Origin of the sequence: Paraburkholderia solitsugae, assembly GCF_013177695.1 — a bacterium.
GTDB lineage: Bacteria > Pseudomonadota > Gammaproteobacteria > Burkholderiales > Burkholderiaceae > Paraburkholderia > Paraburkholderia solitsugae.
In genome coordinates this window covers 1-18,365 of record NZ_WOEY01000085.1, presented here as the reverse complement: position 1 = coordinate 18,365, position 18,365 = coordinate 1, and the positions used below count along the sequence as shown (strand labels likewise).

At 63.3% G+C, this 18,365-nt stretch carries 14 protein-coding genes; 13 read left to right on the top strand and 1 reads right to left on the bottom strand.

Going from position 1 to position 18,365, the window contains the following annotated elements; translation table 11 throughout:
- The first annotated feature begins 38 nt into the window (after nucleotides 1-38).
- The 10 genes from GNZ12_RS21485 (at nucleotide 39) to GNZ12_RS21440 (ending at nucleotide 10,834) form a co-directional block, all read left to right on the top strand.
- Nucleotides 39-707 (top strand): haloacid dehalogenase type II, encoded by a 669-nt coding sequence (locus GNZ12_RS21485; protein WP_172313432.1) that lies wholly within the window; start codon nucleotides 39-41, stop codon nucleotides 705-707.
- A gap of 39 nt (nucleotides 708-746) precedes the next feature.
- Nucleotides 747-2,021 carry an NAD(P)/FAD-dependent oxidoreductase gene (locus GNZ12_RS21480; protein ID WP_172313431.1) on the top strand — a complete coding sequence of 425 codons (1,275 nt, stop codon included), beginning with the start codon at nucleotides 747-749 and terminating at the stop codon, nucleotides 2,019-2,021.
- A gap of 67 nt (nucleotides 2,022-2,088) precedes the next feature.
- Nucleotides 2,089-3,705 carry an ABC transporter substrate-binding protein gene (locus GNZ12_RS21475; protein ID WP_172313430.1) on the top strand — a complete coding sequence of 539 codons (1,617 nt, stop codon included), beginning with the start codon at nucleotides 2,089-2,091 and terminating at the stop codon, nucleotides 3,703-3,705.
- Between the two features lie 115 nt (nucleotides 3,706-3,820).
- The gene (locus tag GNZ12_RS21470; protein WP_093641177.1) at nucleotides 3,821-4,774 is read left to right on the top strand and encodes an ABC transporter permease; all 954 of its coding nucleotides are present in this window, start codon (nucleotides 3,821-3,823) and stop codon (nucleotides 4,772-4,774) included.
- The gene (locus GNZ12_RS21465; RefSeq protein WP_172313429.1) at nucleotides 4,771-5,727 is read left to right on the top strand and encodes an ABC transporter permease; all 957 of its coding nucleotides are present in this window, start codon (nucleotides 4,771-4,773) and stop codon (nucleotides 5,725-5,727) included. The genes GNZ12_RS21470 and GNZ12_RS21465 overlap by 4 nt, the downstream gene beginning before the upstream one ends.
- Nucleotides 5,727-7,571 carry an ABC transporter ATP-binding protein gene (locus GNZ12_RS21460; protein WP_172313428.1) on the top strand — a complete coding sequence of 615 codons (1,845 nt, stop codon included), beginning with the start codon at nucleotides 5,727-5,729 and terminating at the stop codon, nucleotides 7,569-7,571. The genes GNZ12_RS21465 and GNZ12_RS21460 overlap by 1 nt, the downstream gene beginning before the upstream one ends.
- The gene (locus tag GNZ12_RS21455) at nucleotides 7,568-7,882 is read left to right on the top strand and encodes a (2Fe-2S)-binding protein (protein WP_074288519.1); all 315 of its coding nucleotides are present in this window, start codon (nucleotides 7,568-7,570) and stop codon (nucleotides 7,880-7,882) included. Before GNZ12_RS21460 ends, GNZ12_RS21455 begins: the two co-directional genes overlap by 4 nt.
- Entirely contained in the window at nucleotides 7,867-9,237 is a 1,371-nt protein-coding gene (locus tag GNZ12_RS21450) for an FAD/NAD(P)-dependent oxidoreductase (RefSeq protein ID WP_172313427.1), read from the top strand. Before GNZ12_RS21455 ends, GNZ12_RS21450 begins: the two co-directional genes overlap by 16 nt.
- Complete coding sequence (locus GNZ12_RS21445; RefSeq protein ID WP_172313426.1) at nucleotides 9,234-10,403, top strand: NAD(P)/FAD-dependent oxidoreductase; 1,170 nt, start codon at nucleotides 9,234-9,236, stop codon at nucleotides 10,401-10,403. The genes GNZ12_RS21450 and GNZ12_RS21445 overlap by 4 nt, the downstream gene beginning before the upstream one ends.
- Nucleotides 10,400-10,834 (top strand): helix-turn-helix domain-containing protein, encoded by a 435-nt coding sequence (locus GNZ12_RS21440; protein ID WP_172313425.1) that lies wholly within the window; start codon nucleotides 10,400-10,402, stop codon nucleotides 10,832-10,834. The genes GNZ12_RS21445 and GNZ12_RS21440 overlap by 4 nt, the downstream gene beginning before the upstream one ends.
- Here GNZ12_RS21440 and prpR read toward each other — a convergent pair.
- Nucleotides 10,791-12,755, bottom strand: coding sequence for a propionate catabolism operon regulatory protein PrpR (gene prpR, locus GNZ12_RS21435; RefSeq protein ID WP_172313424.1), 1,965 nt, complete (start codon nucleotides 12,753-12,755; stop codon nucleotides 10,791-10,793). The two genes, GNZ12_RS21440 and prpR, sit on opposite strands and share 44 nt — an antisense overlap.
- Before the next feature lie 288 nt (nucleotides 12,756-13,043).
- On the opposite strand from prpR, the gene prpC reads away from it, so the two are divergent.
- From prpC to prpF, 3 genes are all read left to right on the top strand, one after another.
- Nucleotides 13,044-14,213 (top strand): bifunctional 2-methylcitrate synthase/citrate synthase, encoded by a 1,170-nt coding sequence (gene prpC, locus GNZ12_RS21430; protein WP_172313422.1) that lies wholly within the window; start codon nucleotides 13,044-13,046, stop codon nucleotides 14,211-14,213.
- Nucleotides 14,214-14,538: 325 nt separating this feature from the next.
- Complete coding sequence (gene acnD / locus GNZ12_RS21425; protein WP_172313420.1) at nucleotides 14,539-17,136, top strand: Fe/S-dependent 2-methylisocitrate dehydratase AcnD; 2,598 nt, start codon at nucleotides 14,539-14,541, stop codon at nucleotides 17,134-17,136.
- A gap of 162 nt (nucleotides 17,137-17,298) precedes the next feature.
- A partial coding sequence (prpF, locus tag GNZ12_RS21420; RefSeq protein ID WP_172313418.1) for a 2-methylaconitate cis-trans isomerase PrpF occupies nucleotides 17,299-18,365 on the top strand: 1,067 nt, incomplete at its 3' end.

The following is an 18,365-nucleotide window of genomic DNA, read 5'->3' as shown; positions in this document are numbered from 1 at the left end:
AACTCAATGTGGGTTCACCATCACGATAGGACTGCACCATGATCGAATTCGAACCGAAATACATCACCTTCGACTGCTACGGCACGCTCACGAAGTTTCGTATGGCCGACATGACCCGCGAAATGTTCGGTCACGTGCTGCAAGGCGACGACCTGGAAAAGCTCATTGCGTTCTACGCGGGCTATCGCCGCGACGAAGTGCTCGGCGCATGGAAGCCGTATCGCGACGTGGTGGTCAATGCATTGCGCCGTGCTTGCAAGCGCATGAACGTCGCGTTCGATGAAAAGGAAGCCGAGAAGATCTACCTCGCCGTGCCGACCTGGGGTCCGCATCCGGACGTGCCGGAAGGCCTCTCGCGTCTGGCGAAGAAGTACAAACTGGTGATTCTGTCGAACGCCTCGAACAACCAGATCCAGAGCAACGTCGACAAGCTCGGCGCGCCGTTCCACGCGGTCTTCACGGCAGAGCAGGCGCAGTCGTACAAGCCGCGCATGCAAGGCTTCGAATACATGTTCGACCAGCTGAACTGCAATCCGGAAGACGTGCTGCACGTGTCGTCGAGCCTGCGTTACGACCTGATGACCGCACACGACCTGGGCATCAAGCACAAGGCCTTCGTCAAGCGCGGCCACGAACCGTCGACGCCGTACTACCAGTACTACGAAGTCAACGACATCCCGCATCTGGCCGCGGAACTCGGCCTTTAAGCATCGTTTGCCCCATTGCCCCTCTCAAGGACAGACCGGATGAAGCTCGATTCCTATTGGCTCGACACCGCACCGCCGCTCGTTTCGGCGTGTGAAGGTCCGGTCGAAGGCCAGACCGATGTCGTCGTGATCGGCGGCGGCTTCACCGGGCTGTCGGCGGCGCAGGCGTTGGGCAAGCGCGGCGCCGCGGTGACCGTGCTCGACGCGGGGCGCATTGGCGGCGGCGCGTCCGGGCGCAACGGCGGGCAGGTCAATACCGGCGTCGCGCAGGATTTCGTCGCGCTGGTCGCGCAGCTCGGTGTGGAACGGGCCAGTGCCTGCTACCGCGCGTTCTCGGATGCGGTCGATACGGTCGAGCGTCTGATTCGCGAGGAAAACATCGACTGCAATTACAGCGCGACCGGCAAGCTGAAGCTGGCGTCGAAACCGCATCACCTGGCGCACCTGGAGAAGACCGCGGAGTTGATCCTGCGTGAAGTCGATACGGATATCGAATTAATCGGACGTGAGCGGATTCGCAGCGAAATCCAGTCGGACAGTTTTTACGGCGGACTGCTGCAACGGCACGGCGGCCAGATGCATATGGGCAAGTTCACGGTCGGACTCGCCGAGGCCGCGGTTCGTCGTGGCGCGAAACTCTATGAAAACGCGGCGGTCACCGCGATCGCGAAGGACGGCAGTGGCTTCAAGGTCACCACCGCACGCGGCGAAGTGCGCGCGAAGCAGGTGCTGATCGCCACGGGCCCGTCGCGGCATGGTCCGTTCGGCTGGTACCGGCGGCGGCTTGCGCCGGTGGGTTCGTTCATCGTCGTGACGGAACCGCTGTCGCCGGACCTGCTGGCGCAAGTGTTTCCGAACCGCCGCGCGTACACCACCACGCGCCTGATGCACAACTACTTCCGCGTGACGCCCGATTCACGTTTGCTGTTCGGTGGCCGCGCGCGCTTCACAGCCTCCGAGCGGCCGTCGGACGCGAAGAGCGGAAGGATTTTGCAGCAAGGTCTCGCCGCGATGTTTCCGATGCTGGCCAACGCCCGCATCGACTATTGCTGGGGCGGCCTCGTAGACATGACCGCGGACCGCCTGCCGCATGCCGGGCAACACGACGGGATTTACTTCTCGCTGGGTTACAGCGGCCACGGCACGCAGATGTCGACGCACATGGGCCAGGTGATGGCCGACGTGATGGACGGCCACGAAGAGCGCAATCCGTGGCGCGAGTCCGAGTGGCCCGCGATTCCGGGCCACACCGGCAAACCCTGGTTCCTGCCGCTGGTGGGGACGTACTACCGCATCAAAGACATCTTCTATTGATTCTTCATTGTTGTATTTGCCGTTCAAAACCACGCAGCTATCCCTGTCACCCTCGCGGAGAAGTTCGATGAATAAGGAAACCTCACAACATGACGCTCTTCAACTCGGCACCGAGTTGGAGCGATTGACGTCAAAAGGCGCTTCGCGACGCGGCGTGCTGCGCGCGATGGCGGCGGCCGGGATGATGTCGGTGACGGGTGCCGGCCTTCTGACCGCGAACGGCGCGGCATTCGCGCAGGCGAAGCCGAAGCAGGGCGGCAAGATCCGTGTGGCAACGCAGTCCGCATCGGCCGCCGACACGCTCGATCCGGCGAAGGGCGCGCTCGGGACGGACTATGTCCGCGGCTTCATGTTCTACAACGGCCTGACCGAACTCGATTCGCATCTCGGCGCGAAGATGGCGCTCGCCACCTCGCTGGATACGAAGGATGCGACCGTGTGGGTCGTCAAGCTGCGCACGGGCGTGCAGTTCCACGACGGCAAGGCGTTTGCGCCTGCCGACGTCGTGTACTCGATCATGCGGCACAAGGACCCGGCGACGGCATCGAAAGCGAAGACGCTGGCCGATCAGATCAAGGAAGTGAAGGCGACGGGCCCGAACGAAGTGACGATCACGCTGGAAGGTCCGAACGCCGATCTGCCGGTGATTCTCGCCACCTCGCATTTCCTGATCATCAAGGACGGCACCAAGGACTTCAAAACAGCGGTCGGCACCGGCCCGTTCAAGGTCAAGGAGTTCTCGCCGGGCGTGCGGACGGTTGGCGTGAAGAACGCGAATTACTGGAAGCCGGGCCTGCCGCACCTGGACGAAGTCGAACTGATCGGCATTGGGGACGAATCCGCGCGCGTGAACGCGCTGCTCTCGGGCGACGTGCAACTGATCAACTCGGTGAGCCCGCGTTCGACCGCCCAGATCAAGGGCGCCGGTGGTTTCGCCGTGCTGGAGACGAAGACGGGCGAGTACACCGACCTGATTGTTCGCGACGAAGGCGGCATTACCGGCAACGACGATTTTCGGCGAGGCATGATGTATCTGCAGGATCGCGAGCAGATGCGCCGGGCGATCTTCCAGGGTTACGGCACGATCGGCAACGACCAGCCTATCGATCCGACCAACAAGTACTACCTGGCCGGTTTGCCGCAGCGTGCCTTCGATCCGGACAAGGCGAAGTTCTATTTCCAGAAGGCCAAGGTCGGCAGCGCGCCGATCCAGATTTTCGCGTCGCCGGCGGCGGAAGGGTCGGTTGAAATGGCGATGTTCCTTCAGCAGGTGGCGCCACAAGCCGGTTTGAATCTTCAGGTGTCGCGCGTGCCGGCCGACGGTTACTGGTCGAACCACTGGATGAAGCATCCGTTGGGTTTCGGCAATATCAATGCGCGTCCGAGCGCCGACGTGATCTTCACGCAGTTCTTCAAGTCGGACGCACCGTGGAACGAGGCGAACTGGAAGAGCCAGAAGTTCGACCAGATGCTGGTTCAGGCACGCGGCGAACCGGACGACGCGAAGCGCAAGAAGATTTACGGCGACATGCAGGTGCTGGTGCATGAAAACGGCGGCGTCGGCATCCCGCTGTTCCAGAGCTCGATCGATGCCCACACGGCGAAACTCCAGGGCCTCGGCTCGATTCCGCTGGCCGGCCTGATGGGCTTCATGTTCGCGGAAAACGTCTGGCTGGAAGCCTAAGCGGCTGACGAGCGGTAACGAAGGGTTTCCAGTCTGACGAACTGGAAAGTCAGACCCGGCAACACGCACGCCGCTGTCCCGCGGCGTGCGGCTTTAACCCAAGAGGCGACTTTCGATGAAAGCACATGCGCAACGACTCATCGCCGCGCGCCTTGGCCTCGCGCTGCTCACGCTGCTGCTGGTCTCGGCGGTCGTGTTCGCCATCACCGGGCTGCTTCCCGGCGATGCCGCCCAGCAGGCGCTCGGTCAGGCGGCAACCCCGGAAGCCGTCGCGGCATTGCGGCATCAGTTCGGCCTCGACCAGCCGGCGCTGCAACGCTACTTCGAGTGGCTCTTTCATATTGTTAGCGGCAACTTCGGCACCTCGCTGTCGAACAATCTGCCGGTTAGCGAGTTGATCGCCACGCGCCTGCCGAATTCGCTGGTGCTGGCCGGTCTGACGGCGCTGGTCTCGGTGCCCGTGGCCTTGCTGATCGGTATTTCGTCGGCGATGTTCCGCGGCTCGCTGCTCGACCGCACGCTTAACGTGCTCACACTGTCGACGGTCGCCGTGCCGGAGTTCCTGATCGCCACCATCGCGGTGCTGATCTTCGCCGTCAAGCTGCGCTGGCTGCCCGCGCTGTCGTATCTCTCGGAGGTGCATTCGTTCGGCGCGCTGCTGCGCATCTACGCGATGCCGGTGATGACGCTGTGCTGTGTGATCGTCGCGCAGATGGCGCGCATGACGCGCGCCGCGGTGCTCGATCAGCTCAATTCGTCGTACGTTGAAATGGCGGTGCTCAAAGGGGCGTCGCCCGCGCGCGTGGTGCTGCGGCATGTGTTGCCCAACACCATCGGGCCGATTGCCAATGCAGTGGCATTGAGTCTGTCGTATCTGTTCGGCGGTGTGGTGATCGTGGAGTCGATCTTCAACTATCCCGGCCTCGCGAGCCTGATGGTCGACGCCGTCACCAACCGTGACATGCCGCTCGTGCAGGGCTGCGTGATGGTGTTCTGCGCGGCCTATCTCGCGTTGGTGCTGATCGCCGACCTGTGTCAAATCGTATCCAACCCGAGGCTGCGTCGATGATGAGCCAACCTACCAATCCCCACGTTCCTCATGTGCCCCATGCCAGCACCGAGATGTATGACCTGGGCCTTGATGAACCCACCATCGAGCCGCCGGTCGTCGAAACTGCCGCGCTGAAACAGGGCGTGTTGAAACGGCTGGTGCACCGCTTCTCCGTGCTCGGCCTGATCGGCCTCGTGCTGGTGGCGTTCTGGCTGATCGTTGCGTTCATCGGGCCGCTGGTCGCACCGTATAACGGCGGCACGCTGACATCGACGGAGATTTTCGGCAGCTATAGCACGGCGTATCCGCTCGGCACCGACTATCTCGGGCGCGATATGTTGAGCCGGATTCTCTACGGCGCGCGCTATACGGTGGGCCTCGCGCTGGCTGCCGCGGTGCTCGCCAGTTTGATCGGCACCTTCTTCGGTTTGCTCGCCGCGGTGTCCGTGCGCTGGGTCGATGAAATCCTGAGCCGTCTGTTCGACGCGCTGATTTCGATTCCGAGCAAGGTGCTCGCGCTGGTTGTGATCGCGGCGTTCGGTTCGTCGATCACGATGCTGACGACCGTCGCGGCGTTGGCCTACATCCCCGGCGCATTCCGCATTTCGCGCTCGCTTGCGGTGAACCTGATGGGTCTGGAATACGTACAGGTGGCGAGAGCGCGTGGCGAAGGCATCTTCTATATCGCTCGCGTCGAAGTGCTGCCGAACATGATTCATCCGATGCTCGCCGATTTCGGTTTGCGCTTCGTGTTCATCGTGCTGTTGCTGAGCGGGCTGAGTTTCCTCGGCCTTGGCGTGCAGCCGCCGAATGCCGATTGGGGTTCGCTCGTGCGAGAGAACATCGGCGGCTTGTCGGAGGGTGCGCCTGCCGTTCTGATGCCGGCCGTCGCGATCGCAACGCTGACCATCGGCATGAATCTGCTGATCGACAACCTGCGGCGTCGTGGCCGTAGCCATGGGGGTGCATGATGGCTGATCGGGACATGATTGAAGTGAAGGGCTTGCGGGTCGTCGCGGGTGCGGCGCCGGGGCCGGTGACCGAGATCGTCAAGGGCGTCGATTTTTCGGTGAAGAAGGGCGAGGTGCTGGCGCTGATCGGCGAGTCCGGGTCGGGCAAGACAACCATCGCGTTGGCATTGCTCGGATATGCGCGGGCGGGATGTTCGATCAGCGGCGGTTCGGTGCGCGTCGGCGACGAGGATGTGCTGTCGCTCGATGCCAAAGGCCGTCGCGCATTACGGTCGCGGACGGTGGCTTACGTCGCGCAGAGTGCGGCGGCGGGTTTCAATCCGGCGCGCACGATCATGGATCAGGTCACCGAGCCGGCCCTGCTGCATCACTTGATGACGAAAGACGCGGCGCGCACGAAAGCGATCAGCCTGTTCCGCGCCCTTGCGCTGCCCGCGCCGGAGACGATCGGCGACCGTTATCCGCATCAGGTGTCCGGCGGCCAGTTGCAGCGCTTGATGGCCGCGATGGCGTTGATCACCGATCCCGCTGTCGTCGTGTTCGACGAGCCCACCACCGCGCTCGACGTCACCACGCAAATCGAAGTGCTCGCGGCCTTCAAGAAAGTGATTCGCGAACTCGGCACGACCGCCGTGTACGTGTCGCACGATCTGGCGGTGGTCGCGCAGATGGCGGACCGCATCGTCGTACTGAATGGAGGCGCGGTAAAGGAGAACGGCGTGGTCGCGCAAGTGCTCGATGCGCCTGTGGATGCCTACACGCGTCAACTGCTCGCCGCTACACGCCGTCCGGAGGTGGCGCTGGAGACGCCGCAGAACCTCGGCAAACACATCCCGCCGCTGCTCGAAATTCGCGGACTCTCGGCCGGTTACGGACGCATCGACCGCTTCGGCGTACCGGCGGTGCGCGTGCTCGACGACGTCAGCCTGTCGATCCCGCGCGGCAGTACGCTCGGGGTGATCGGCGAATCCGGCTCCGGCAAGACGACGCTCGCGCGCGTGGTGGCCGGTCTCGTCGACCGCGCGGGCGGTGAAATCATGTTCGACGGCAAACCGTTGCCCGCACAACTGTCGCGCCGCACGCCGGAGCAGTACCGGCAGATCCAGATCGTGTTCCAGAATGCCGACACCGCGCTGAACCCGAGCCATTCGATCGCCGATATCCTGGCCCGCCCGCTCGCGTTCTATCACCATCTGCGTGGCTCGGCCGCGCAGAAACGCATGCTGGAACTGCTCGATCTGGTGCAACTGCCGGCCTCGATTGCCACGCGTACGCCTGCCGGACTCTCCGGCGGCCAGAAGCAGCGCGTGAATCTGGCGCGTGCGCTCGCCGCCGATCCTGCGTTGATCCTCTGCGACGAGGTGACCTCCGCGCTCGATACGGTGGTCGGCGCGGCGATCCTCGATCTGTTGGCCGAATTGCGCCGCGAACTCGGTGTGTCGTACATGTTCATCAGCCACGACATCTCGACCGTGCGCGCGATCTGCGACGAAGTGATCGTGCTGTACGCGGGGCATCGCGTGGAAGCCGGGCAGCGCGACGTGCTCGCGGCGCCGCCGTATCACCCGTACACGGGCTTGCTGGTCGATTCGGTGCCCGCTTTGAAACCCGGCTGGCTCGATGCGCGCCGCGAGATCGGTTGTGCCGCGCTGCCGCCAATGGGCGAGAGCGCGGATATTCCCGAGTTGTGCTCGTTCCGCGCGCGCTGCCCGGTGCGCATTGACGGGATGTGCAACATGACGCCGCCGTCGCTGAAGAAGCTGCCTTCGGGCGCGGAGATTCTTTGCCATCATCCGGCGGCGGAATTGAATCGCTTGCAGACCGAGGAGGCTACCCCGGTATGAGCGGACGATTTGTGCGGCTCGCGGAGACGGGTCGCAAGACCTTTCCGATTACGGTGGACGGCGTTGTGCGTGAGGCCGCTGAAGGCGACACGCTAATGGTCGCCTTGCTGACCGGCGTGCGCACGTTGCGCGATTCCGAATTCGGCGACGGCCGCCGCGCGGGTTTCTGTTTGATGGGCGCGTGCCAGGACTGTTGGGTCTGGACAGCGCAAGGCGAACGCGTGCGGGCGTGCAGTACGCCTGCCGCGCCTGGCATGTCGATCGTGACGAAGCTGGCCGTTGCCGGGGAGGGTGTATGGCCCCGCGTGTAGTCATCATCGGGACCGGGCCCGCGGGCGTGCGTGCGGCGCAGGCGCTGGTCGAAGCCGGGCTGCGGCCGACCGTTGTCGATGAAGGACGGCGTGACGGCGGCCAGATTTATCGGCGGCAACCGGAAGGTTTTTCGCGCAGCTATGAGACGCTGTATGGCACCGAGGCAGAGCGCGCCGCTTCGCTGCATCAGAGCTTCGACGCGCTGAAGGGCAAGATCGGTTATCTGCCGGAGACGCTGGTCTGGAATATCTCGCCGAACACCGTGCATCTGGCGAGCGGCACACGCTACCAGACGCTGACGTTCGACTCTCTTATTGTCTGCAGCGGCGCGACGGACCGGCTGATGCCGGTCAAGGGCTGGCACCAGGCCGGCACGTATAGCCTCGGCGGCGCGCAGGTTGCGCTGAAATCGCAGGGCTGCGCAATCGGCTCGCGCATTGTGATGATGGGCAGTGGTCCGCTGCTGTATCTCGTGGCGGCGCAATACGTGAAGGCGGGCGCGCAGGTGGCCGTGGTGCTCGATACGTCGACCTTCATACAGCGCATGGCTGCGCTGCCTCGTTTGCTGGCGATCCCGGCCGCGCTCAAAAAGGGAATCGCGTTGACGCGTGTGCTGGCAAAGGCGCGTGTGCCGGTTCATCGCGGTGTGCAGCCTCTGGAAATTAAAGGCTCGCAGCAAGACGGCGTAAGCGGCGTTGTGGTTGCATTGTCTGACGGCAAGCGCCTGGAACTGGCATGCGATGCCGTCGCGCTCGGTTATCACCTGCGTCCGGAGACGCAGCTTGCGGACCTCGCGGGGTGCCGCTTTCTGTTCGACGACAACACGCACCAGTGGCTTCCGCAAATCGACGAAGATGGCCGTAGCAGCGTCAAAGGCGTCTACCTGGCCGGCGATGGCGCAAGGGTGCGCGGTGCGGACGCAGCCGAACGGTCGGGCCGACTCGCTGCGCTGGCGGCGTTGCGCGATCACGGCATGCAGGTCGAAGGCATCGAGCGGTTGCGCGCCGAACTCGCGCGTTTCACGCGTTTCGCGGCAGGTTTGCGCGAAGCCTTTCCATGGCCGGCGAAGTTCGCCGCATCCTTGCCGGATGAAACGATCGTCTGCCGTTGTGAAGCGATTACCGCCGGCGAGTTGCGCCGTGTCGTGCAGGCGACCGGCGCACAGGAAGCCAATCGCGCGAAGGCGTTTTCACGCGTCGGCATGGGCCGCTGCCAGGGGCGCTACTGCGGCCACGCGGGCGCTGAAATCATCGCGGCGGCGGCCTCGGTGCCGTTGTCCTCGGTGGGACGGCTGCGCGGCCAGGCACCGGTCAAACCGCTGCCCGTGGCGCTTGCCGAGGAGGTGGGCGAATGAGCACCCCACGCACTAACGAAGCCGATGTCATCGTAATCGGCGGCGGCATCATGGGGACGACGACGGCCTTCTTCCTGCGTCAGCGTAACCGTTCTGTGATCCTGCTCGAACGTGGACTCACGGGGCAGCAGGCGAGCGGTGTGAACTTCGGCGGCATCCGCCGGCAGGGCCGCGCGCTACCGCAACTGGCGATGGCGAACCGAGCGCTGCGCACGTGGCAACGCTCTGCGGAAATGCTCGGCGAGGACATCGAGTTTCTGGCCTCGGGTCACACGCGCGTGTGCTACCACCAGAAGGACGTCGAGAATTTCGATCAATATGCGATCGATGCCCGTGCCTACGGTCTCGACCTCAACGTGCTGCACGGCGATGCCGTCTTCCAACGCTTTCCGTTTCTCGGACGTGAGGTACTGGCGGCGTCGATTTCACCACTCGATGGCCACGCCAATCCGCGTCTCGCTGCGCCCGCGTTTGGTCGTGCGGCCGCGCGCCTCGGGGCTCATGTGATCGAGAACACGGAGATCGTGCGCGTCGAAAAAGACGGCGAGCGGTTTCGCGTGGAGAGCGCCGACGGCGACGTGTATTGGGCCGCGCAACTCGTGATCTGCGCGGGTGCCTGGGCGAGCCGTCTCTCCGAACAGTTCGGCGAACCCGTTCCGTTGATCGTGAGCGGACCGCAGATGGCCGTGACTGAGCCCGTGCCGTATGTGTTCAAGTCGTCGATGGGTGTGTTCACCTCGATCAAGGACGAGAGCATCTATTTCCGCCAGATTCCGCGCGGCAATATCATTGTCGGCGGCGGTCCCGGTGGGCCGGCGGATGCCGTGACCTGTCGCGCATCGGTTCTGCCTCAGAACACCGTGCGGCAGATCGCGCAGTTGCGGCGGCTCGTGCCCGCGATGGCGCCGCTGCACGTGATTCGCGTGTGGAGCGGTGTGGAAAGCTATCTGCCCGACGGCGAACCGGTGATCGGTCCGAGCAGCAAGGTCGACGGTCTTTACTACGCGTTCGGCTTCTGCGGCTCGGGTTTCCAGATCGGGCCGGGCGTTGGCGAAACACTGGCCGAACTCGTCGACACGGGCAGTTCGGCCATTCCCCTCGACGTGTTTTCCGTCACCCGGTTCGCTAAGCAGGCCGCGCCCCGCTCGACTATCGCGACGCCATGAAACAGTCCATCAGCCTCAACGCCGCCCGGGCATTTATCGAAGCCCATTTCGACGAACCGGTGACGCTCGCGCAACTCGCCGCGCTGTCCGCGCTTAGCGTGTCGCGCTTCGCGACGGTGTTTCGTCAGCAGTACGGTTCGTCACCGTATCGGTATCTGTGTGGGCTGCGGATTCAACGGGCGCAGACCTTGTTGCTTGAAGGCGTGCCGGGGTCGGTCGTCGCGACCGAAGTCGGGTTCTTCGATCAGAGCCATTTCGGACGGCATTTCAAACGATGCTGCGGGATGACGCCCAGCATGTTCATCGAACGCGCCGGAGCGAATGCGGCGAAGAATGCGGTGAAGAGTGCGGCGAATAATGCTGTAAAGCAGGGTGGCGTGGTTCAGGCTATTGCGCCGTGTTCAGCTTCCGCCATAAGGTCGTCTTGCTGATGCCGAGCGCCTCGCAAACCGCATCGCGATCGCCATCGCATGCGGCGAGGGCGGCGCGGATTTCGTCTGCTTCCACGTGACGGCTGCGTTCGCGCAACGTGAGCGCTGCTTTCTTCGTGCGCGCCTGGGGTTGCTCGAAAATTTCAGGCGCGACGGTGCGCAGTACCTCACGCGTAAAGACGGTTTCTCCTGCGCCGTTTGAGTCCGTGTCCGCATCTGCCAGCTCAACCGCAATCCGTTCGATCACATTCTGTAGTTCACGCACGTTGCCTGGCCACGTGTAACGCGCTAACGGCTCACTGAGATTGGCGAGGATGCGCCTGGCCGCATTCGCATCGGGCAGACGAGCCGCCAGTCTCGGCTCGCGCGACGCTGCCTGCAGCAGCAGTTCGACCGCGAGCGGCAGCAGATCGGTGGGCCGTTCGCGCAGCGGCGGCAGGGCGATGCTCAGAATGTTGAGCCGGTAGTACAGGTCCGCGCGGAAGCTGCCCGCCTCGATGCCCTCGGTCAACGCACGATGCGTCGCCGCGACGACCCGGATGTCCACGCGCGTCGGTTCCGTCGAGCCCAGCCGCACGACTTCGCGCTCCTGCAGCACGCGCAATAGCCGGCTCTGCAACGACAACGGCATCTCGCCGATTTCGTCGAGAAATAGCGTGCCGCGGTGTGCCACTTCGATCAGCCCCGCCTTGCCGCCTTTGCGGGCACCCGTGAACGCGCCTTCCTCATAACCGAACAACTCGCTTTCGAGCAACGCCTCAGGAAACGCGCCGCAATTGATGGCGACGAAGGCGAAGTCGCGCCGCGCGCTCAACTGATGCATGCTCTGCGCAACCATCTCCTTGCCGGTGCCGCTTTCGCCGAGAATCAGCACGGTGGCGTCCGATTTGGCGTAGCGCTGCACGAGCGTGCGGACCCGTTCGATTGAATCGGCTGAACCGACGATATCCTCGAGCCGGTAGCGCGCGCTGAACTGCTGCACGCGCTGCCGGGAGCGCAACGTGCGGTCGAGCCGTTCGACCGCGCGCGATTCCTGAAACGTCAGCACGGTGCCGGGTGCCGAACTGCTGCTCGCCAGCGGCCCGCGATGCACGACATAGCTTGCGCCCCGCACCGTGCAGAAGGCGTCGCCGTCCGAGTCCGGCAAGCTGCCTGCGAGATCGGGCGCGAGGTCGAGCAATGCGCGGCCCACTGCGTGCGCCGCGTCGATGCCGAGCACGTCGGCAAGCCGCTGATTCATCGCTTCGACGCGCCCTTGCGCGTCGAGCGCCACCACGCCGTCGCGCAGATGCTGCAGCAGATTGTCGAGCCGCTGACGGCGAACTGTTTCACGGCGGGTGGCCTGCGCGACTTCGAGTGCGGTGTCGAACGCGGCGCGTACCGATGCGCGTGAGTACAGAAACACCGCGCCCATGCCGGCGTTCGCCGCGAGATCGGCGATGAGCCCGGGGCCGACCACGGCGTCGATGCCGCGATCGCGCAGATCGAGAACGACACTCTCCGCATCCTGCGCCGATTGATACGACGCAAATGTCACATCGATGTCGTACGCGGCAATGAAGCGCCGCACTTCGTCCGGCGTGTCGCCGTGCGTGACGAGTGCGACCTTCGCGCCGTCGCGCCGCGCTCGCGCGAGCGCGTGCATGACGTCGAAACCGGTCGGGCCGATCAGCACGACGGGTACGCTGACGCGTGTTTTCAGATACGCACCGTTGGAGCCGCCGGCAATCACGACATCCGGACGCCCGGCGCCGACCGCATCGATTTCATGCGCGGCGTCTTCGAAACCATGCGCGACGATGCGCAGATCGGCGCGTTCGACGTACTCACCGGCAATGTCGAGGAACAGATCGCGCAGGCGGCTGATGCTGACGGCCCAGATGCGGGGGCGCTGCGCGGGGTCGAAGGGGGGTGTGCTCACGGCGGGGCTTGTTGTCTGGAGAAAGAGGTGCGAAGGATGAGAAGTCCGCCTATTATGCGCCCGTCGCTTTCGAATTTGAAATTCGTGATTTCACTTATGAAATCGGATGGCGGAATGCCCGGGGGAGGATTTTTTGTTAAATCAGGCACTTAGCGGCTCGCGTCCAGCCTGGCCCGTTCTTTGCGTTACTAGCCTCCGTTTTCACCGGTCATCGCATTGAAACCCTGAAAGACAAGCTCGGCGCGCTGATTGCCGCACGAACGCAACCCCGCAGTTGGAGATGAAATTATGAGTGAAGCCGATAACAGCACGCCGACCGCAGGCGCCTTCAAACCGAAGAAATCCGTCGCCCTGTCTGGCGTGACGGCTGGCAATACCGCGCTTTGCACGGTCGGCAAAACTGGCAACGACCTGCATTACCGCGGCTACGACATTCTCGACATCGCCGGTGCGTGCGAATTCGAAGAGATCGCCTATCTGCTGGTGCATGAAAAGCTGCCGACGCAGGCCGAACTGACCGCCTACAAGACCAAGCTCAAGGCGCTGCGCGGTTTGCCCGCGAACGTGAAAGCCGCGCTGGAGTGCATTCCGGCCGCCGCTCACCCGATGGATGTGATGCGCACCGGCGTGTCGGTGCTCGGCACCGTGTTGCCGGAGAAGGAAGACCACAACGTGCCGGGCGCACGCGACATCGCCGACAAGCTGATGGCTTCGTTCGGCTCAATGCTGCTGTATTGGTACCACTACTCGCACAACGGCAAGCGCATCGAAGTCGAAACCGATGACGACTCGATTGGCGGCCACTTCCTGCACCTGCTGCATGGCGTGAAGCCGTCGAAGGCATGGGTCGACGCCATGCACGTGTCGCTGAACCTGTATGCCGAGCATGAATTCAACGCCTCGACCTTTACCGGGCGCGTGATCGCCGGCACGGGATCGGACATCTACTCGGCGATCACCGGTGCAATCGGCGCGCTGCGTGGCCCGAAGCACGGCGGCGCCAACGAAGTCGCGTTTGAAATCCAGTCGCGCTACCAAACGCCGGATGAAGCCGAAGCCGACATCCGCCGTCGCGTCGAGAACAAGGAAGTGGTGATCGGTTTCGGTCACCCGGTGTACACGATCTCCGACCCGCGCAACAGCGTCATCAAGGACGTCGCGAAGAAGCTCTCGAAGGAAGCGGGCAACATGAAGCTGTTCAGCGTCGCCGAACGTCTGGAGTCGGTGATGGCGGACGCGAAGAAGATGTTCCCGAATCTCGACTGGTTCAGCGCGGTCTCGTATCACATGATGGGCGTGCCGACGGCGATGTTCACGCCGCTGTTCGTGATCGCCCGCACCGCAGGCTGGAGCGCGCACATCATCGAGCAACGGATCGACAACAAGATCATTCGTCCGAGCGCGAATTACACCGGTCCCGACGATCTGCCCTTTGTGCCGCTCGCCAAGCGCGTCTAAGAGCAAAGCCGCAAGCGTTTCTCCTCCATTGCGTCTCGTGAGAGCGGCGTAATGAAGTTAGGCCTTGGCTCGCTGGAACCCCGAGCCAAGGCTGTTTTTTTGCAGCGCATGTTGCGGTGCTCTGTGCGGTGCGAGTTGTCGCGCGTTGTGCGGCGCATCAACGAAACACGCTGCAAGCCAGCGCGCCACCGCAAGCTAAACTACACAAACTGTCCGATTGTTCGATTGACACGCAAGGGTTGCGCCGCTTGAAAGAGGGGCAGCGGATCGTGAAGCACGGCTGCCGCCATCGTCCCCGGATCATTATTGTTTTGTCCTCTACGCCATGAATACTGCCAACCGCAAACGCCTCCCCGGCACCCAACTGGATTTCTTCGACACGCGTGCCGCCGTCGATGCGATCCAACCCGGCGCCTATGACACGCTGCCGTACACCTCGCGCGTGCTGGCCGAAAACCTCGTGCGCCGCTGCGATCCGGTGACGCTCGTCGCGTCGCTCAAACAGATCATCGAACGCAAGCGCGAACTGGATTTTCCATGGTTCCCGGCGCGCGTGGTGTGCCATGACATTCTCGGGCAGACCGCTTTGGTCGACCTCGCCGGCCTGCGCGATGCGATCGCGGCCCAAGGCGGCGATCCGGCGATGGTGAATCCGGTCGTGCCGACGCAGTTGGTGGTGGACCATTCGCTCGCCGTCGAGTGCGGCGGTTTCGATCCGGATGCGTTCGCCAAGAACCGCGCGATTGAAGATCGCCGCAACGAAGACCGCTTCGACTTCATCAACTGGACCAAGCGCGCGTTCAAGAACGTCGACGTCATTCCGCCGGGCAACGGCATCCTGCATCAGATCAACCTGGAGCGCATGAGCCCGGTGGTGCAGGTGAAAGACGGCGTGGCCTTCCCCGATACGCTGGTCGGTACCGACTCGCACACGCCGATGGTGGATGCGCTCGGTGTGATCGCGATCGGCGTGGGTGGTCTTGAAGCTGAGAGCGTGATGCTGGGCCGCGCGTCGTATATGCGCCTGCCGGACATCGTCGGTGTGGAGCTCACGGGCAAGCCGGCTGAGGGCATCACGGCGACCGACGTCGTCCTCTCGCTGACCGAATTCCTGCGCAAAGAAAAAGTGGTTGGCGCGTACCTCGAGTTTTACGGAGAGGGCACGGCCAACCTGACGCTCGGCGATCGCGCGACCATCGCCAACATGGCGCCCGAATTCGGCGCGACGGCGGCGATGTTCTACATCGACGAGCAGACCATCAAGTACCTCAAGCTCACCGGCCGCGACGATGAACTCGTCAAGCTGGTCGAGACCTACGCGAAAGAAACGGGCCTGTGGGCCGATACGCTGAAGCACGCGGAGTATGAGCGCGTGCTGACGTTCGATCTGTCTACCGTGGTGCGTACGCTGGCGGGTCCGTCGAACCCCCATCGTCGCTTGCCGGTGTCCGAACTGGCTGCGCGCGGCATCAGCGGCAAGGTGGAGAACGAGCCCGGTTTGATGCCGGACGGCGCGGTGATCATCGCTGCGATCACGAGCTGCACGAACACCAACAATCCGCGCAACATGATCGCCGCCGGTTTGCTGGCGCGTAACGCCAATCAACGCGGACTGACCCGCAAGCCTTGGGCAAAGACGTCGCTCGCGCCGGGATCGAAGGCGGTCACGCTGTATCTGGAAGAAGCGGGCTTGCTGCCGGAACTGGAGCAATTGGGATTCGGCGTGGTCGCGTATGCGTGCACGTCGTGCAACGGCATGTCGGGCGCGTTGGATCCGGTGATCCAGAAGGAAATCGTCGATCGCGATCTCTATGCGACGGCGGTGCTGTCCGGCAATCGTAACTTCGACGGCCGTATCCATCCGTACGCGAAGCAGGCCTTCCTGGCCTCGCCGCCGCTGGTGGTGGCTTACGCGATTGCGGGCACGATCCGCTTCGATATCGAGAAGGATGTGTTGGGCGTCGATGCTAACGGCAACGAGATCAGGCTGAAGGACATCTGGCCGTCCGATGAAGAGATCGACGCGATCGTCGCTTCGAGCGTGAAGCCGGCGCAGTTCCGCAAAGTGTATGAGCCGATGTTCGCCGTCTCCGTCGATACCGGAGAGAAGGCCGATCCGTTGTACGACTGGCGCCCGATGAGCACGTACATCCGCCGTCCGCCGTATTGGGAAGGCGCGCTTGCCGGTGAGCGCACGCTGAAGGGCATGCGTCCGCTGGCTGTGCTGGGCGACAACATCACGACCGACCATCTGTCACCGTCCAACGCGATCATGGCGGACAGTGCATCGGGTGAGTACCTTGCCAAGATGGGCTTGCCGGAAGAGGACTTCAATTCGTACGCCACCCACCGTGGCGATCACCTGACCGCGCAGCGCGCGACCTTCGCGAATCCGACGCTGAAGAACGAGATGGTGCTGGAAGACGGCAAGGTGAAGGCGGGTTCGTTGGCCCGCATCGAGCCCGAAGGTAAGGTGACGCGCATGTGGGAAGCGATCGAAACCTACATGGAGCGCAAGCAGCCGCTAATCGTGATTGCCGGGGCCGACTACGGTCAGGGTTCGTCGCGTGACTGGGCGGCGAAGGGCGTGCGTCTTGCCGGCGCGGAGGCGATTGTTGCTGAAGGGTTCGAGCGGATTCACCGCACGAATCTGGTGGGCATGGGCGTGTTGCCGCTGGAATTCAAACCTGGCGTGAACCGCCTCACGCTGGCTATCGACGGCACCGAGACCTTCGACGTGATCGGCGAACGCAAGCCGCGCGCCGACCTCACGCTCGTGATTCATCGCAAGAGCGGTGAGCGCGTGGAGGTGCCGGTGACGTGCCGGTTGGACACCGCGGAAGAGGTGTCGATCTACGAAGCCGGCGGTGTGTTGCAACGCTTTGCACAGGACTTTCTTGAATCGACGAAGGCAGCGGCTTAAGGCTTTTAAGCTGCTCAAGTTGATTCTGCCGCTTGAACTGTCTAAGTCGAATGAGCCGAATCAGTCGGCTTAGTCGGTTCAGCGGCGAACGTAACGCAGGTTTGGGCGGTGTGGCGCAACGTGCGATGCCATTCCGCCCGCCCTCATCAGGACACTACTTTCATGGCCCACAAACCTCAGATCAAGATTCCGGCGACGTACATGCGCGGCGGTACCAGCAAAGGTGTGTTCTTTCGGCTGCAGGATTTGCCGGAGGCGGCGCAGGTGCCAGGCGCCGCGCGCGATGCGCTACTGATGCGTGTAATCGGCAGCCCGGACCCGTACGGCAAGCAGATCGACGGGATGGGCGGCGCGACTTCGAGCACGAGCAAGACGGTCATCATCGCGAAGAGCAGCAAGCCGGATCATGATGTGGATTATCTGTTCGGGCAGGTTTCTATCGATAAGGCGTTTGTCGACTGGAGTGGGAACTGCGGGAATCTTTCTGCTGCCGTAGGGCCGTTTGCAATTAGCGGGGGGCTTGTCGATGCGAGCCGGATTCCGCAGAACGGTGTGGCTGTTGTGCGCATCTGGCAGGCGAATATCGGCAAGACGATCATCGGACATGTGCCTATGACCGATGGCGCCGTGCAGGAAACGGGGGACTTTGAGCTCGATGGCGTGACGTTTCCGGCTGCCGAGGTTCAACTCGAATTCATGGACCCTGCCGCCGAAGAAGAGGGGGCCGGCGGCGCGATGTTCCCGACTGGGAACCTGGTCGATGACCTCGGGGTGCCGGGTGTCGGCACGCTGAAGGCGACGATGATCAATGCCGGTATTCCGACCATCTTCGTGGATGCGGAATCGATCGGTTATAAGGGCACCGAACTACAGGACGCCATCAATAGCGACGAGAAGGCGCTGGCCATGTTCGAGACCATTCGCGCGCATGGTGCGGTGCGCATGGGTCTGATCAAGCATATCGATGAGATCGCGACACGGCAGCATACGCCGAAGGTCGCTTTTGTCGCGAAGCCTGCCGACTACGTTGCTTCTAGCGGCAAGCGTGTTGCCGCGGGTGACGTCGATCTGCTGGTGCGGGCGATGTCGATGGGTAAGCTGCATCACGCGATGATGGGAACCGCGGCGGTTGCGATTGGTACGGCGGCTGCGATTTCGGGGACATTGGTGAATCTCGCGGCGGGTGGCGGGGCGCGGGATGCGGTGCGGTTCGGGCATCCGTCGGGAAC

What these genes read in the sequence shown, in the direction of transcription:
- prpC (WP_172313422.1), top strand. Translation starts at nt 13,044, where the DNA reads ATGAGTGAAGCCGATAACAGCACGCCGACCGCAGGCGCCTTCAAACCG.
- GNZ12_RS21470 (WP_093641177.1), top strand. Translation starts at nt 3,821, where the DNA reads ATGAAAGCACATGCGCAACGACTCATCGCCGCGCGCCTTGGCCTCGCG.
- GNZ12_RS21460 (WP_172313428.1), top strand. Translation starts at nt 5,727, where the DNA reads ATGGCTGATCGGGACATGATTGAAGTGAAGGGCTTGCGGGTCGTCGCG.
- GNZ12_RS21465 (WP_172313429.1), top strand. Translation starts at nt 4,771, where the DNA reads ATGATGAGCCAACCTACCAATCCCCACGTTCCTCATGTGCCCCATGCC.
- GNZ12_RS21450 (WP_172313427.1), top strand. Translation starts at nt 7,867, where the DNA reads ATGGCCCCGCGTGTAGTCATCATCGGGACCGGGCCCGCGGGCGTGCGT.
- GNZ12_RS21455 (WP_074288519.1), top strand. Translation starts at nt 7,568, where the DNA reads ATGAGCGGACGATTTGTGCGGCTCGCGGAGACGGGTCGCAAGACCTTT.
- GNZ12_RS21475 (WP_172313430.1), top strand. Translation starts at nt 2,089, where the DNA reads ATGAATAAGGAAACCTCACAACATGACGCTCTTCAACTCGGCACCGAG.
- GNZ12_RS21485 (WP_172313432.1), top strand. Translation starts at nt 39, where the DNA reads ATGATCGAATTCGAACCGAAATACATCACCTTCGACTGCTACGGCACG.
- acnD (WP_172313420.1), top strand. Translation starts at nt 14,539, where the DNA reads ATGAATACTGCCAACCGCAAACGCCTCCCCGGCACCCAACTGGATTTC.
- GNZ12_RS21440 (WP_172313425.1), top strand. Translation starts at nt 10,400, where the DNA reads ATGAAACAGTCCATCAGCCTCAACGCCGCCCGGGCATTTATCGAAGCC.
- GNZ12_RS21480 (WP_172313431.1), top strand. Translation starts at nt 747, where the DNA reads ATGAAGCTCGATTCCTATTGGCTCGACACCGCACCGCCGCTCGTTTCG.
- GNZ12_RS21445 (WP_172313426.1), top strand. Translation starts at nt 9,234, where the DNA reads ATGAGCACCCCACGCACTAACGAAGCCGATGTCATCGTAATCGGCGGC.